Raw genomic sequence first — 14,646 nt, 5'->3', positions numbered from 1 at the left:
TGCGAAGGCCTTCGCCATCATGCCCGGACCGAGAGACCCACCGGCAGGAGCGGACCGATGCGGGGCGGATTCAAGCTGTCATCGATGCGCGTCCTCTATGTGACCCGCGTCTACCCCTACCGCCCCGTGTTCGGGGGCGAGATCGCCTATTCCCGCGGCGTCATCGAGTCCCTGAAGGGCGCGTGCGACCTCACCGTGCTTGCCGCCAGCAACGGCGAACAGGCCGCCGGATGGTTCGAAAAGGACGGAGCCCGCTGGCGGCTCGTGCCGCAGTCGCGGCGGCCGCAGGCGCTTTCGTTCCTCAGCAGCATGCCCAACATCATGTGGCACAATGCGACCGCCGCCTATCACGATGGCTTGCGCGAGCTGTTGCGCAAGCCGTTCGACGCGGTGGTCCTGGACCACATCGCCTCGGCGCATGTGCTGCCCCTCATCGCCCGCTGGCGCGACGCCCAGCCGCAGGGCTGCCTGCTCTACCTCTCGCACGAGCATGAACGCACCGCCCGGACCGAGAAATACGCCAGCTACACCGGCAGCAGCCCCCTCAGGAAAGCCGCCATGCGGCTCGACGGCTGGAAGGTCGGCCGCTGGGAGGACGATGTTGCGCGCACCGTCGACATCGTCAGCCTGATCAACCCGCACGAACGCGCGCTGTTCGAGGCGAATGCCGGAGCGCGCCAGTACATCACCACGCTGCCGGGCTATGACGGCGCTCGCCGGGCGGCACGGCGCATCACCGCCGACACGCCGATGCGCGTCGCCCTGCTGGGCGGCCGCGGTCCCATCCACAAGCGCAACATCCTGCGCGACTGGCTCGACGCCTGCGCCGCGCCGATGGCCGAGGCTGGAGTCGAGATGGACGTCATCGGCGACGTCGAGCCCGAGTTCCGCGCGATGCTGGCCCGCCGCCATCCCACCGTGCGCTTCTCGGGCTTCGTGGAGGATCTCGACGCGCATCTTCAGGGCGCACGGCTGGGGGTCGTGCCCGACACCGTCGGCCGCGGGGTCAAGGTGCGGCTGACCAGCTACATCTTCTCGCGGCTGCCCATGGCCGGCATCACCGGCGCGATCGACGGCCTGCCGCTGCTGCCCGGCAGGGACTATGCCGAGGCGCCCGACCATCGCGCGCTCACGCAGCTCTGCATCGACCTCGTCCACGACGTCGACCGGCTCAACCGGCTCCAGGAAAACGCCTTCGCCGCCTGCGACGGGCGCTTCGACTGGCGCACGCGCGGGGCCGACATCGTGGAGGCTATCCGCGAGCACCGGCGTCAGCGGATTGCCGCCGCCATGCCCGCCGCGCCGCTGCGCGCCATACTCGAAGATGCCGCGCTGGGCGGAGGTGCGGCATGACCGCCCTCCTCCTCCTTGCCGCATCGCTGCTCACCGGCACCCTCGCGCTGTTCCCCTACACCCTCTACCCGCTGCTGCTCGGCCTCGCGCCGCGCAAGCCCCTGCGGCTGCGCGCCCGCCGCGCACCCAGCGCCACCCTGGTCTTCTGCGCCTATAACGAGGCCGCCTCGATCCCCGCCAAGCTCGCGAACCTGCGCGCCATCCGGGAGGTCTGGCCGACGATGCGGTTCCGCTGCTTCGTCGACCAGAGCACCGACGACACGCTCGCCCTGCTGCAGGCGGCCGGCGACCTCGTGGAGGTCGATACCGCCGGGGAGCGGGTCGGCAAGGCCACGGGGATGCGCCGGCTCGTCGCCGCTTGCGACACCGACGTCGTCATCTTCACCGACGCCAACGTCATGCTCGATCCGCTGTGCGTGCCCCGGCTCCTCGCCTATTTCTCGGACCCGGAGGTCGGCGGCCTCTGCGGCACGCTCCACTACACCAACCCCGACGCGAGCGACGCGACCATCGCCTCCTCGGCCTATTGGCGGCTGGAGGAGAAGATCAAGGCACGCGAGTCCGCCAGCGGCTCGACGATGGGCGCCGATGGCTCGATCTTCGCCACCCGCCGCGCCTTCTATCCGGAGGTGCCGCCCAACCTGCTCGACGATTTCATCGTGTCGATGACGGTGGTGTTCCGCGGGATGCGGCTGGTCAGCGCACCGGATGTCCACGCCTATGAAACGGCGGTGGTAGAGGGTGCCGACGAGTTCCGGCGCCGCCGCCGCATCGCCTGTCGCGCCTATATGACCCACAGCCATCTGCGGCCGCGCGTGCTCTCGATGGCGGCGTTCAACATCTACAAATATGTCTCGCACAAGCTCATCCGCTGGTACGGCGTCTGGCTTGCGATCGCTTCGATCGGGTTCGCGGCGCTAGCCGTGATCGCCTTCCTCGGGCCGTGGCGAGGCATCCCGCTGGTCGCCGTTGGCGCCGCCGTACTGGCGATGGCCGCGCGGCTTCCCGTCTCGATCGTGCGCAGCCTGCGAGAGGCCGCGCTGCAGTTCTGGGCAACCGGGCTCGGCATGGCGGATGCGTGGCGCGGGCGTCAGTACCAGACGTGGAGCACCCCCGCCGCGCGCGCGCCGGTCGATCTCTTCCCCTCGCCGCACGCCGCCGCCCCCCATCGCACTCCTGTCAGGTCGGTCCAGTGATGCCAGCCCATATGCCACCGCTCGCCCCGGCCTGCCTTGATCATCCCGCGACCGCGCGCATGCCGTCGCCGGGCGCAGGCAACGCCCCCATCACCGCATCGCTCCGCGCGCAGGGCATGTCGCCGATCGGCATCGGCTGTGCCCGGATCGGCTCCATCTCCAGCGCGGGCGGTCTGGACGAGGCACGCGCCATGCTGGCGATGGCGGCCGCGAGCGGCATCACCCTGTTCGACACCGCCGGCATCTACGGCGGCGGCACCAGCGAACAGGTCGTGGGGGCCCTTGCCGGCCACAACAACGGCATCTTCGTCATGACCAAGATCGGCCGCCGGCACAGCGCCATCGGGCGCCTCGCCCATTCGATCAAGCGCTGGACCCGGCCGATGATGGGCACCCACGCCCGCAGCGTCGTGCGCGCCGTGCGCCAGAACAACATCCAGCTCGATTTCTCGCCGCTTGCGCTCGATCTCGCGGTCCAGGCGGCGCAACGGCGGCTCGGCGGCGCGCGCATCAACGCGCTGCTGCTGCACAGCCCGCCTGCCGAGACGCTCGCCCGCCCGGCCACGCTCCGGGCGCTTGAGTCCTTCAAGGTCCACGGCAAGGCCGATTGGGTGGGTGTCTCCTGCGACGATCTGGAAAGCCTGCGCATTGCGGCCAACGCACCGGCGATGGACGTGGTCCAGATCCCGCTGTCGCTGTACCGCCAGGCAGCGGACGCCGAGCTGATCCCGCGCTTCATCGAACAGGATACCGCGATCGTCCTGCGGGGCGTCCTTGGAGAACGCGGACGACCGCCCCCGCGCGAAGCGGTGGAGGCTGCCGGCGCGCTACCCGGCGTCAGCAGCGTCATCGTCGGGGTGAGCAGCCTCGCCCATCTGCACGAGCTTTTATGACCATCGGCAACCACGGAACCATGACGCCCGCCGACCGGGCGTCATGACCGAACAGGCCCAAGCGAACGGGGAAAATCGTCATGCGCACCCGACCGACCAGAACAGCACTCGCCCTTCTTGTCCTCGCCCTATCCGCCCCGCCGGGTATCGCGCAGGTCGCTCCCGCCCCGGGAACAAGCGCGGTGGCGGCGGACTATCGGCTGGGCGCCGGGGACAAGCTGCGCATCTCTGTCTATGACGAGGAGGGGATGACCGGCGAGTATCAGGTCTCCGAACTCGGCATCATCTCCTTCCCGCTGGTCGGGGATTATCCCGCGGGCGGCAAGACCGTGCCGCAACTGCGTGCCGAGCTTGAGCGGCGTCTGGGCAACGGCCTGCTCAACGAGCCCAAGGTCACCGCAGAGGTGATCGCCTTCCGCCCCTTTTATATCCTGGGGGAGGTCAACAAGCCCGGCATGTACCCCTTCACGCCGGGCCTCACCCTCTACAGCGCGGTGGCGACGGCGCAGGGATTCACCTATCGGGCGAACGCCCGCAAGGTCATGATCACCCGCGCCGGAGAAACGCGGGAAACCAAGGTCAAGGTGACCGCCGACACCCGCATCCAGCCGGGCGACACCATCCGGATTCGCGAAAAGATCTTCTGATGACGGCCAGCGCCACGCCCGGTCAGGTCGTCGGCCTCGACCTGTTGCGCCTCGCCGCCGCGCTGCTCGTGACCATCTATCACCTGACCTATCTGGAATGGGCCGATCCGCACCAGCGCGGGAGCGCGGCCGCGGCGCCGTTTCTCGCCTATGTCGGCTGGACGCCCTGGGTCGACACCGGCTGGGTCGGCGTGCAGATCTTCTTCGTCATCAGCGGATTTGTCATTGCCTATACCGCCAATGGCCGCAGCCCTTCCGCCTTTGTCCGCAGCAGGGTGCTCCGGCTCCTGCCCGGCATCTGGATCTGCGCGACGCTCTCGCTGGTCCCGCTCCTCCTGGCCGGCAGCCCGCTTACGGAAACCATCCAGCGCTATCTCCTCTCGCTGGTGATCTTTCCGACCGGGCCCTGGGTCGCGTCCAGCTATTGGACGCTGCCGGTCGAGGTCGCCTTCTACGCGCTCATGTTCCTGGTGCTGTGCCGCGACCGGTTCGACCGGCTGGAGCGCGTGGTCCTCGTCCTTGGCGGCATGTCCACGGCGCTCTGGATCGCGATGCTCGCCTTTCCGGCCGGAGAGGCCGGCGACCTCGTCACCCGGCTCGCCACCCATCGCCTGCCAAAGCAGTTCCTGCTCCAGCATGGCTGCTTCTTCGCGGTCGGCTCGATGATCTGGATCCTGCGCGAAAAGGGCCCCAGCCGCGTCCGCATCCTCGCGCTCGCGCTGTTCGCGGGCGCCGGCATGGTCCAGATCGCCAGCGAGGCGCATCAGGCCGGCGCATGGGCCAGCCTCCCCATGAGCGCCCTTCCCGCAGAGGCGGCCTACCTCCTCGCGCTCCTGTTCGTGGCCGCGTCGCTCCGCTGGAACGTCGCCGCCCACCATTGGCTCGGCCCGCGCGCCGCGGTCGTGCGGGCGATGGGGCTGATGACCTATCCGCTCTACCTGCTCCACCAGCCGATCGGCATTCCGCTCAGCGCCTGGCAGCTTCGCGCCGGCGTTCCACCCACCCTCGCGCTGCTGGTTTCGGTGGCGGTGATCGCGTTCTTCTCCTGGGTCGTGGCCATGCACATCGAGCCTCTGGTGCGCGCCTGGCTGGCGCCCAAACTCCAGGCGCTCGACCGCCGCCTGCCGGCACAATGGAGCTGGGCAGGTCGCCCGACCCGCCCGCTTTCCGGCACCGCCGACGGGGTAGCCCGCGCCTAGCGTCACAGTTGTGCGCACTGGACCGCGAAGCTGTCGAACATTTCACAGAAATGCCGTAAGCATAGCGCTCCCCCGAATAGGAGATCGGCGATGGTTGGCAGCTTCCTTACACGCAGAAGGTTCATCGAAGCGGGTGGAAGCATTGCCGCAACATCGCTGATCGCCAGTGCCGGCACGGCCGCGCCGGGCCAGACTTCGGGCGCCGCAAGCGTAAAGGGTCAGCCGATGCCCGATGGCGTCAAGCTTCCCGCCACGCCGCCCCGCCCGCGCGCGCCGGACAGCGTCGGCTTCGCGATCGTCGGACTGGGCGGCTATGCCCTCAACCAGATGATGCCGCGCTTCAAGGATGCGAAGCGCGCCCACATCGCCGCGATCGTGTCCGGAAGCCCGGAGAAGCTGCAGCGCGTCGGCGACGCCTACGGCATCCCGGCGAACGCACGCTATTCCTACGAGGATTATGCCAAGCTTGCTTCCGACAAGCGCGTCGATGCGGTCTACATCGTGCTTCCGACCGGCCTGCACGCCGACTGGGCGATCCGCGCCTTTGCGGCGGGCAAGCACGTCCTGTGCGAAAAGCCGATGGCGCTTTCCAGTGCCGATTGCGAGCGGATGATCGCGGCCGGCAAGCGTGCCAATCGCAAGCTGATGATCGCCTATCGCTCCCATTTCGAGCCGTACAACCTCGAAGCCATGCGGCTGATGAAGGAAAAGGCGGCCGGCGACATCCGGCTGCTGCGCACCGAACAATCCTATCGCATGGGCCCGACGAGCCCGGCCGAGAACTGGCGCACCAGCCGCGCGCTGGCCGGCGGGGGCCCGCTTGAGGATTATGGGATCTACGGCCTGCAATCGGCGCTCTACCTGACCGGGGAGATGCCCGAGAGCATCAGCGCCACCACCTTCCGCCCCACGGGCGATCCTCGCTTTGCCGAAATCTTCGCGCATGTGTCGTCGCAATGGCGGTTCCCGTCGGGCGCCGTCGCGCAGCTGGTGTCGTCCTATGATTCCGCCGGCATCAACTTCGCGGAGGTGCGCGGCACCACCGGCGTCCTGTCGATGAATCCGGCCACCAGCTATGCGGGCCAGAAGATGCAGCTCAACGGTCGCGAACTGACGCCCGGCGATCCCGGCGTGCAGTTCGTCGGGCAGATCGACCATTTCGCTAATGCCGTCCGCGACGGCACCCCGATCCTGACCCCCGGCGAAATGGGCCTGCGCGACCTCCGGCTGATCGAGGCGATCTACGAATCCGCGCGCACCGGCCGGACGGTGAAGCTGGCGCCCGACGCCAAGATGCGCGCCTGACCTCAGCCCTTGGGGGAATCCCGCGCTTCCTCGACCACCCAGTCGCAGAACCGGTCCAGCGCGGGATTCTCAACCCCTGCCGGGCGCACCAGATAATAGGCGTCGTCGCTGGTGAGCGGGATCGCGAGCGGGCACACCAGGCTGCCGCTTTCCAGTTCCGGGCCGATCAGGAAGCTCGGCTCCAGCGCCGCCCCTGCCCCGGCCGCCGCCGCCTGCGCCAGCATCAGGAAATGCTCGAAGCTCGGGCCGGACGGCACCGGCGGCGCATCCACCCCCGCCACCCGCAGCCACTGGTCCCACGCCCCCCGGCGGGAGGTCTGGAACAGCAGCGGCTTGCCCAGGAAGTCGGCGGGCTCGCGGATCGGATTCTTCGCCAGCCAGTCCGGCGCGCACACCGGGATGGCTTCCTCGCGGAACAGCAGCTCGTGGACCATTCCCGGCCACTCCGGCCGGCCAAAGTCGATCGCCGCGTCGAACCGCTCCTCGACCGCCTCCAGAGGATAGGTCCGCGCCGCCAGGTTCACCACCAGCTCCGGGTGGCGCTCGGTCAGCCGCGGCAGCCGCGGCGCCAGCCAGCGCATGCCAAAGCTCGGCAGCGTCACGATGTCGAGCGTGTTGGTCGGCCGCCCGCCCGCGACCCGCGCCGTCGCGCGGCGGATCCGCTCCAGCGCCGGCGCGATCTCCGCGGCATAGGCACGCCCTTGCGCGTTCAGTGTCACCCGTCGCCCCACCCGGTCGAACAGCGGCGCCTGCACCCAGTCCTCCAGCAGCGCCACCTGCCGGCTGACCGCGCTCTGGGTCAGCCCCACCGCCTCGCCAGCCCGGGAAAATCCGCCCAGCCGCGCCGCCGCGACAAAGCTGTTCAGCGCGGCCATCGGCGGCAGCAGCCGGCGCCCTTCATTCCCATCGGTCATCAGCACATGACTCCTTTGCGTTTGCGCTAGCATGGCTGCTGCGTAGAGGTGAACGCTTGGCTGGAGCGAGGAACGTTCATGCGCATTGAGAATGATAGCGTGCTGGTGCGGCTGGTCCGCAACGTGCTGGGCGATCGTACCGAAGCGGCGTTCGACGCCCTCGTCATCCCGGCCGAACTCGCCGAGGTCACCGGCGATCGTGTGCCCCGCGCCGTCTTCGCCATGGCCCTCGCGACCGTGCTGTTCGACGACCTGCTCGCCCGTGTGCCGAGCGGCGCGCGCTATGTCGCCGATCGCCGCGCCGCCGGCGGGCACATCCTGTTCGACCACGGTGCGCTCCGCACCATCCGCTTTCCGCAAGGGCCGACCGGCGCGCTTCCCGCCGGCCAGGACGCCTTTGCCCGCATCCTCGAGCCGCTCGGCTATGCCGTCGCCAGCCTTTACCCACTGCCCGCGCTCAAGATGACCGGCCACGCCTATTGCCACCGCGACCTGCCCGAGGCGATCCCGCAATATTTCGTGAGCGAGCTGCACGTCGACCGCTTCGACGATGTCTTTGCTCAGGCCGCCGCCCGCGTGTTCGGCACCTCCATCGATCCGCTCACCCCCGCCGATGTCGCCGTCCTCGACGGCTTCGCCCGCGATGGCGCGGTGGCCTATGCCGATGCCGAGCCCGCGCTCCCCCGCATCGCCGCCGCCTTCGATCGCCAGCACGGCGACGTCACCGTCGCCGATTATGAAGCGCTGCTCGCCCAATCCGGCGAAGCCGCCTGGATCGCGACCGAGGGCAACGCCTTCAACCACGCGACCGACCGCGTCGCCGATGTCGAGGCGCTGTCCGACACGCTGCGCGACGACGGCTGGCCCATCAAGGAGCGCGTGGAGATCTCCGCCAGCGGCCGCGTCCGCCAGACCGCCTTCCGCGCCGATCCGGTCGAGCGCCTGTTCCTCGACGCCGACGGCCAGCTTGTCCGTCGCACCGTGCCGGGCTCCTTTTACGAGTTCATCACCCGCCATGCGAAGGACGACGGCAGCCTCGACCTCGCGTTCGACAGCGCCAACGCCACCGGCATCTTCGCCATGACCCGGGCCGCATGAACGACGCGCTCGCCCGGGCACTTCGCTACGCGGTCGGCCCCGCCCACCTGCTGACCGACCCGGGCGACCTCGCCGGCTATGCGAGCGACGGCCGCGGCGTTACCGGCCGCCCGCTCGGCGTGGTGCGACCCGCCTCGGCGCAAGAAATCGCGGCCGTCCTGCGCGCCGCCCATGCCGCCGGCGTCCGCGTGGTGCCGCAGGGCGCCCGCACCGGCCTGGTCGCCGCCGGCATTGCGGGAGCGGACGCGGACCTGCTCGTCCTCAACCTCGACCGGCTTGCCCGCCCTCCCGCGATCGATCCCGTCAACCGCACGGCAGAGGTCGACGCCGGCGTGCGCCTCTCCGCGCTCAACGCCGCCGCCCTCCCGCACGGCCTCAGCTTCCCGATCGATCTCGGCGCCGACCCGTCGATCGGCGGCATGATCGGCGCCAACACCGGGGGCGCGCGCCTGCTGCGCTACGGCGACGTCCGCCGCAACCTGCTCGCGATCGAGGTGGTGACGTCGGAGGCCGAGCCCCGCGTCCTCCAGCTCGGCGCGCCCTTGTGGAAGAACAACACCGGCATCGACCTCAAGCAGCTGCTGGTCGGCAGCGCCGGCGCGCTCGGCGTCGTCACCCGCGCCACCCTCGCGCTCTCGCCGCTCGCCCCCACCCGTGTCACCGCCATGCTCGCGCTCGACCGCGACGAGACTGCCGTCGACCTGCTGCTCGCGCTCGAAGCCAGCTTCGGCACGCTGCTGACCGCGTTCGAGGGGATTTCCGCCCCCGCGCTCGACGCCGCCCTCACCCATGTCCCGCGCCTGCGCGATCCCTTTGCCGGACAGCGCCCGGCCTATACGGTGCTGGTCGAGCTTTCCGCCGGTGCCGCCTTCGACGTTGAATGGCTGGAGGAGCGGCTGGGCGACGCCCTCGCCCCGTGGATGGAGCGCGGCGCGGTCGTCGATGCGATGCTCGACCGCCGTGACGATCTCTGGGCGATCCGCCATGCCGTGCCAGAGGGGCTGCGTGCCTCGGGCAAGGTCGTCGCCTGCGACATCGCGCTGCGCCGTGGCGACGTCATGCGCTTCCGTAGCGACCTTGCCGCGCGCGTCCGGGCGGTCGCACCGCAGCTTCGCCTCTGCGACTTCGGCCACATCGGGGACGGCGGGCTCCACTTCAACATGGTGTGGCCCGCCGACGCCGGCCCGTTCGACCCTGCCGTGGCAGAGGCCGCTCGCGCCACCGTCTTTCGCGCGGTGGTTGGCGAATATGGCGGCAGCTTCAGCGCAGAACACGGCATCGGGCCCGCCAACGCCGCCTGGTACACCGAACTGGTGCCAGAACCGGTGCGCAGCCTTTCCGGCGCGCTTCAGCGCCTCCTCGCCCCCGTGCCGATCGGCCGGGTGGACTTCCACGATCCCGTTCTAGGAGACAGGGCATGACCGACCACCTCATGGGCGTCTACAACCGCGCTCCCCTCGCGGTCGCGCGCGGCCAGGGCAGCTGGCTCTGGGATACCGAGGGTCGCCAGTATCTCGATTGCGTCGGCGGCATCGCCACCAACGCCCTCGGCCACGCCCACCCCAAGCTGATCGCCGCCCTTACCGAGCAAGCGAACACACTCTGGCACGTCTCCAACATCTTCCGCGTGCCCGGGCAGGAGGCGCTCGCCGAGCGGCTGACCGCAGCCACCTTCGCCGATGTCGTGTTCTTCGCCAGCACTGGCACCGAAAGCGTCGAATGTGCGCTCAAGACTGCACGCCGCTATCACTATGCCAATGGGGCCCCGGAACGCGTCGATGTCATCGGCTTTGCCGGCTCCTTCCACGGCCGCACCTATGGCGCGATCAACGCCGCCGGAAACCCGTCCTACACCGAAGGGTTCGGCCCCCGCCTGCCGGGATATGTCCAGCTCACTCTCGACGACGCGGCCGGTCTGGCCGAAGCGATCGCCCGTCCCACCACCGCCGCCGTCATCGTCGAGCCCGTTCAGGGCGAAGGCGGCGCCCGCGCGCTTTCCGGCGAATGGCTGGCCGAGCTGCGCCGCCTGTGCACCGCGCACGGCGTCCTCCTTATCTATGACGAGGTGCAGAGCGGCATGGGCCGCACCGGCCGCCTGTTCGCGCACCAGTGGTTCGAAGGCGTCGAGCCCGACATCATGTGCGTCGCAAAGGCGCTGGGCGCCGGCTATCCCGTCGCCGCCTGCCTCGCCACGACAGAGGCTGCCAAAGGCATGGTCGCGGGCGTGCACGGCACCACCTTCGGCGGCAGCCCGCTCGCGATGGCCGTGGCGCTCGCCGCCTTTGACGAGATTTCCAGTCCTGCCACCCTCGCGCACGCTTGCGACGTGGCAGAGGGCCTGCGCCGCCAGCTGGTCGACCTCGCCGCCCGCTATCCCGACGTCATCCAGGACGTTCGCGGCAAGGGTCTGCTCATCGGCCTGCGCATGATCCCCAACAATCGCGAGTTCATGGGCATCGCGCGCGACCACGGGCTGCTGATCGCAGGCGGCGGAGAGAATTGCGTGCGCCTCCTGCCCCCGCTTACCCTCAGCCATGAAGAGGCAGCGGAGGCGGTGACCCGCCTTGCGCGCGCATGCGATGCCGTTCGTGCACAGGTGGCACAGGCGGCCTGATGCTGGTGGTACGACCCGCCGGACCGGCGGATTTGATTGCGTTGAAGGAGCTCGCGGTCCTGTCCGGCCGCGGCTTCACCAGCCTGCCCGAGAATGACGACGTGCTCGCCGAACGACTGGCGCTGGCGGAGGAGAGCTTCGCCGGTACGGTCGCCCCGGCAGAGGCCTGGTACACGCTGATGCTGGAGGAGAGCGACACGGGCGAGGTGCTCGGCGTCGCCGGCGTGCGCGCGGCGGTGGGGCTCACCCGCCCGCACTTTTCCTTTCGCATCGTCACCCTCGCCCAATATTCGCCAGCGGCGCGCACGCGTTTCGATCACCAGGCGCTGGTCCTGGTCAATGAATGCGCCGGCTGGACGGAGGTCGGCTCGCTCTTCGTCCACCCCCGCCTGCGCGGCGGCGGTGGGGGCGCGGGCAGCCTGCTTGCCCGGTCGCGCTATATGCTGATCGGCGCGGATCCGATGCGCTTCTCGCACACCGTGATGGCGGAGCTGCGCGGCTGGTTCGATGACGACGACACCTCGCCGTTCTGGGAGGGGGTCGCGAGCAAATTCTACCGCCTGCCGTTCGAACAGGCGGACCATATGGTCACCGCCACCGACGGCCAGTTCATCCTGGACCTGGCGCCGCGCCATCCCATCTATGTCGAGTTGATCGACCGCTCAGCCTCGGACGCGATCGGCCGGGTCCATCGCGACGGCGAAGCGGCCCTGGCGCTGCTGGAACGGGAAGGCTTCGAGCGTTCGGGGCTGGTCGACATCTTCGACGGCGGTCCGACCGTTACCTGCGCCCGCGATTCGGTCGCGACCGTGCGGGACAGCCGGACCTTCCGCCTGAAGCTGGGCGATGTGGGCAGCGCGCCCGCGGCCCTGCTTTCGACGACCAGGATTGCCGATTTCCGCGCCACCCGCGCGGCCGCCCGCGTCGATGGCGAAACGCTGGCGATTGACCCTGCCACTGCCGATGCGCTCCGCCTGCGCGATGGCGACCAGATCCGGATGAGTGAATGATGACCCTGTTCCGCTCGATCGACCCCGCCTCCGGTGCCACCGTCTGGGAAGGTACCGCCGCCGGCCAAGCCGAATGTGAGGCCGCCGTCGCCCGCGCGCGCGCCGCCCTGCCCGCGTGGCGCAACGCACCGCTCGAAGACCGGATCGCCGTCGTGCGCCGCTATGCCGAGGTGCTGGAGGCCGACCGGGAGCACTTCGCCGCGCTGCTTTCGCGCGAAACCGGCAAGCTGCTGTGGGAAACCCGCGGAGAAGTCGGCTCGATGATCGGCAAGGTCGCTGTCTCGATCGCCGCCCAGGCCGAGCGTGCGGGCGAACGCGCCAGCGACACCGCCTTCGGTCGCGCCGTCCTGCGCCACCGCGCGCACGGCGTCATGGCCGTGCTCGGGCCGTACAACTTCCCCGGCCACCTTCCCAACGGCCACATCGTCCCCGCCCTGCTCGCGGGCAACACCATCGTGTTCAAGCCCTCGGAAGTTACCCCGGCCGTCGGCGCACACATGGTGGCGCTGTGGGAAAAGGCGGGGCTTCCGGCCGGCGTGCTCAACCTCGTCCAGGGCGCGCGCGAGACCGGCGAGGCGCTGGTCGCCTGCGACATCGACGGGCTGTTGTTCACGGGATCGGCCGGCGCCGGCGCCGCGCTCAAGCGTGCGACCATCGACCGCCCGCACCTCATCCTCGCGCTCGAACTGGGCGGCAACAATCCGCTGATCGTCTGGGATTCGCCCGAGGATGCGGCCTCGATCATCGTCCATTCGGCCTTCGTCACCACCGGCCAGCGCTGCTCCTGCGCGCGCCGGCTGATCGTGCCGCAGGGCGCGATGGGTGACGCCATCATCGACGCGCTCGACGCGCTCACCGCCCGCCTCCGCATCGCCGCCTGGGATGAGCCGGGCGATGCCTTCATGGGGCCGCTCGTCTCCGCCCCGGCCGCTGCCGGCGCCCACGCCGCGGTCGAGCGCCTCGTCGCCACCGGCGCCCGCGTGATCCGCCCGTTTGCGCAGGTGGCGGGTCGCAGCGACGCCTTCGTCACCCCCTCGATCCTCGACGTGACCGGCGTCTCGGTTCCGGATGCGGAGGTATTCGCGCCCGTGCTCCAGGTCACCCGCGTTCCCGATTTCCAGGCCGCGATCGCCGCCGCCAACGCCACCGCCTTCGGCCTCTCCGCCGGCCTCGTCAGCAGCGATCCGGGCCAGTGGCAGGCGTTCCTCGACGCCTCGCGCGCGGGCATCGTCAACCGCAACCGGCCGACCACCGGCGCCGCCGCCAACATGCCGTTCGGCGGCCTCGGCGCTTCGGGCAACCACCGCCCCAGCGCCTATTATGCCGCCGATTATTGCGCCTATCCGATCGGCAGCTTCGAAGCCGACAGCGTCCAGCCGATCCCCGTCCCCGGCGCCTGATCGCGCCGGGGCGGCGTCCCCTCACGACTTGTAGGCGCGTCCCGACTGCATCAGTCGCTGGCGTGCGGTGTTGCCCGGCACCGCGATGTGCGTCGCCAGGTCGAACTCCTTGCCGATCCCCGCCGCGCCCGCGGGCACCCACACCTCGACCACGGTGTTGGTGTAGCTGCCGGGCAGGTAGCGCACCCAATAGCCGTCGGGATGGTGGCTCCAGCGGCCGCTCGGCACGTCGATGCTGCCGGGACCCACGGGGGCCATGCCTGCCAGCACCGCCACCCGCTCCAGCTCGCCATAGCTCGTGCCGGGCGTCGTCAGCATCCGGCGCAGATCGGCCTCGGCCCGCAACACCGAACGCACCTCGCTCGGCAGATTGTCCGCGATCGGCCCGGCCGACAGCATGTCGAGCACGCCCCGGTTGAGCCCCGCAAGCTGGCGCGGCGTCAGCAACTGAGCCGCCGCCATCCGCTGCGCATCGGGCAGGTCCTCCAGCTTGGCGCGCGACAGGATCGCCCACAGCAGCGCCTGGATCGTGCGCTGCTCGATCTCGGGATGCTGGACCGAGTTGCGCACGATCGTGATCACCGCGTCCTTCGCGGCCCCCAGCGGCGGCGCATAGAGATAGCCCTCGCCATTGCCCGGCCCGTGCGTGCCCGCGTGCAGGCAATAGCTCTGGTCGTGGAAGCTGTAATAGCCGGGCTGCAGGACAAAGCCGCCGTTGCCGGTGCGCTGCAGCTCGGCAAGGTTGCGCTTGGGACTCGGCGGCACGAAGCCGTCCTGGCTCGGGTCGCCCCAGCGCGCGTCGGGCAGGCTGGTCGAGATCGGCTCCTTGCGCAGGCTCGGCATCGTCACCCCGGCGCGCTTGGCAAGGTCGCCCAGCATCCCGAACTGCGCATCGGCGGGCACGGCCGCGCCCCACGCCAGCATCGAAACCGAAACCGACGCCAGTATTTTCACCCAGGTCCTGCGCAAAGTCGTTTCCCCCCGGCTCTTCGTGCGAAAGCTCGGCGGATGCAGTAT

General features: G+C 69.9%; 13 protein-coding genes. 11 read left to right on the top strand and 2 right to left on the bottom strand.

Annotated elements, in window-relative coordinates:
• The first annotated feature begins 57 nt into the window (after positions 1–57).
• The 6 genes from QP045_RS17775 (at position 58) to QP045_RS17750 (ending at position 6,593) form a co-directional block, all read left to right on the top strand.
• The gene (locus QP045_RS17775) at positions 58–1,353 is read left to right on the top strand and encodes a hypothetical protein (protein ID WP_422516340.1); all 1,296 of its coding nucleotides are present in this window, start codon (positions 58–60) and stop codon (positions 1,351–1,353) included.
• On the top strand, positions 1,350–2,549 hold the full coding sequence (locus tag QP045_RS17770; protein WP_422516339.1) for a glycosyltransferase: 1,200 nt from the start codon (positions 1,350–1,352) through the stop codon (positions 2,547–2,549). The genes QP045_RS17775 and QP045_RS17770 overlap by 4 nt, the downstream gene beginning before the upstream one ends.
• 59 nt (positions 2,550–2,608) lie before the next feature.
• Positions 2,609–3,442 (top strand): aldo/keto reductase, encoded by an 834-nt coding sequence (locus tag QP045_RS17765; RefSeq protein ID WP_422516338.1) that lies wholly within the window; start codon positions 2,609–2,611, stop codon positions 3,440–3,442.
• A gap of 80 nt (positions 3,443–3,522) precedes the next feature.
• Entirely contained in the window at positions 3,523–4,089 is a 567-nt protein-coding gene (locus QP045_RS17760) for a polysaccharide biosynthesis/export family protein (protein WP_422516337.1), read from the top strand.
• On the top strand, positions 4,089–5,288 hold the full coding sequence (locus QP045_RS17755; RefSeq protein ID WP_422516336.1) for an acyltransferase family protein: 1,200 nt from the start codon (positions 4,089–4,091) through the stop codon (positions 5,286–5,288). Before QP045_RS17760 ends, QP045_RS17755 begins: the two co-directional genes overlap by 1 nt.
• A gap of 90 nt (positions 5,289–5,378) precedes the next feature.
• Positions 5,379–6,593: a Gfo/Idh/MocA family protein gene (locus QP045_RS17750; protein ID WP_422516335.1), complete on the top strand. Its 1,215-nt coding sequence runs from the start codon at positions 5,379–5,381 to the stop codon at positions 6,591–6,593.
• A gap of 2 nt (positions 6,594–6,595) precedes the next feature.
• Here the strand turns inward: QP045_RS17750 and QP045_RS17745 are convergent, their stop codons facing one another.
• The gene (locus tag QP045_RS17745) at positions 6,596–7,507 is read right to left on the bottom strand and encodes a LysR substrate-binding domain-containing protein (RefSeq protein WP_422516334.1); all 912 of its coding nucleotides are present in this window, start codon (positions 7,505–7,507) and stop codon (positions 6,596–6,598) included.
• A 78-nt stretch (positions 7,508–7,585) separates the two neighbouring features.
• On the opposite strand from QP045_RS17745, the gene QP045_RS17740 reads away from it, so the two are divergent.
• The 5 genes from QP045_RS17740 to astD are packed head-to-tail and all read left to right on the top strand — an operon-like array spanning position 7,586 to position 13,629.
• Positions 7,586–8,605, top strand: coding sequence for a 2-oxoadipate dioxygenase/decarboxylase family protein (locus tag QP045_RS17740; protein ID WP_422516333.1), 1,020 nt, complete (start codon positions 7,586–7,588; stop codon positions 8,603–8,605).
• Complete coding sequence (locus QP045_RS17735) at positions 8,602–10,026, top strand: FAD-binding oxidoreductase (protein ID WP_422516332.1); 1,425 nt, start codon at positions 8,602–8,604, stop codon at positions 10,024–10,026. Before QP045_RS17740 ends, QP045_RS17735 begins: the two co-directional genes overlap by 4 nt.
• Positions 10,023–11,219 carry an aspartate aminotransferase family protein gene (locus tag QP045_RS17730; RefSeq protein ID WP_422516331.1) on the top strand — a complete coding sequence of 399 codons (1,197 nt, stop codon included), beginning with the start codon at positions 10,023–10,025 and terminating at the stop codon, positions 11,217–11,219. The genes QP045_RS17735 and QP045_RS17730 overlap by 4 nt, the downstream gene beginning before the upstream one ends.
• Positions 11,219–12,229, top strand: a complete 1,011-nt coding sequence (locus QP045_RS17725; RefSeq protein ID WP_422516330.1) for an arginine N-succinyltransferase — start codon at positions 11,219–11,221, stop codon at positions 12,227–12,229. The genes QP045_RS17730 and QP045_RS17725 overlap by 1 nt, the downstream gene beginning before the upstream one ends.
• On the top strand, positions 12,229–13,629 hold the full coding sequence (gene astD / locus QP045_RS17720; RefSeq protein WP_422516329.1) for a succinylglutamate-semialdehyde dehydrogenase: 1,401 nt from the start codon (positions 12,229–12,231) through the stop codon (positions 13,627–13,629). Before QP045_RS17725 ends, astD begins: the two co-directional genes overlap by 1 nt.
• A 21-nt stretch (positions 13,630–13,650) precedes the next feature.
• Here the strand turns inward: astD and QP045_RS17715 are convergent, their stop codons facing one another.
• Positions 13,651–14,553: a hypothetical protein gene (locus tag QP045_RS17715; RefSeq protein WP_422516328.1), complete on the bottom strand. Its 903-nt coding sequence runs from the start codon at positions 14,551–14,553 to the stop codon at positions 13,651–13,653.
• Positions 14,554–14,646 lie beyond the last annotated feature (93 nt).

It is taken from the genome of Sphingomonas sp. 3-13AW, from assembly GCF_049311085.1.
Taxonomy (GTDB): domain Bacteria; phylum Pseudomonadota; class Alphaproteobacteria; order Sphingomonadales; family Sphingomonadaceae; genus Sphingomonas.
This window is presented reverse-complemented; position numbering and strand designations above follow the sequence as displayed.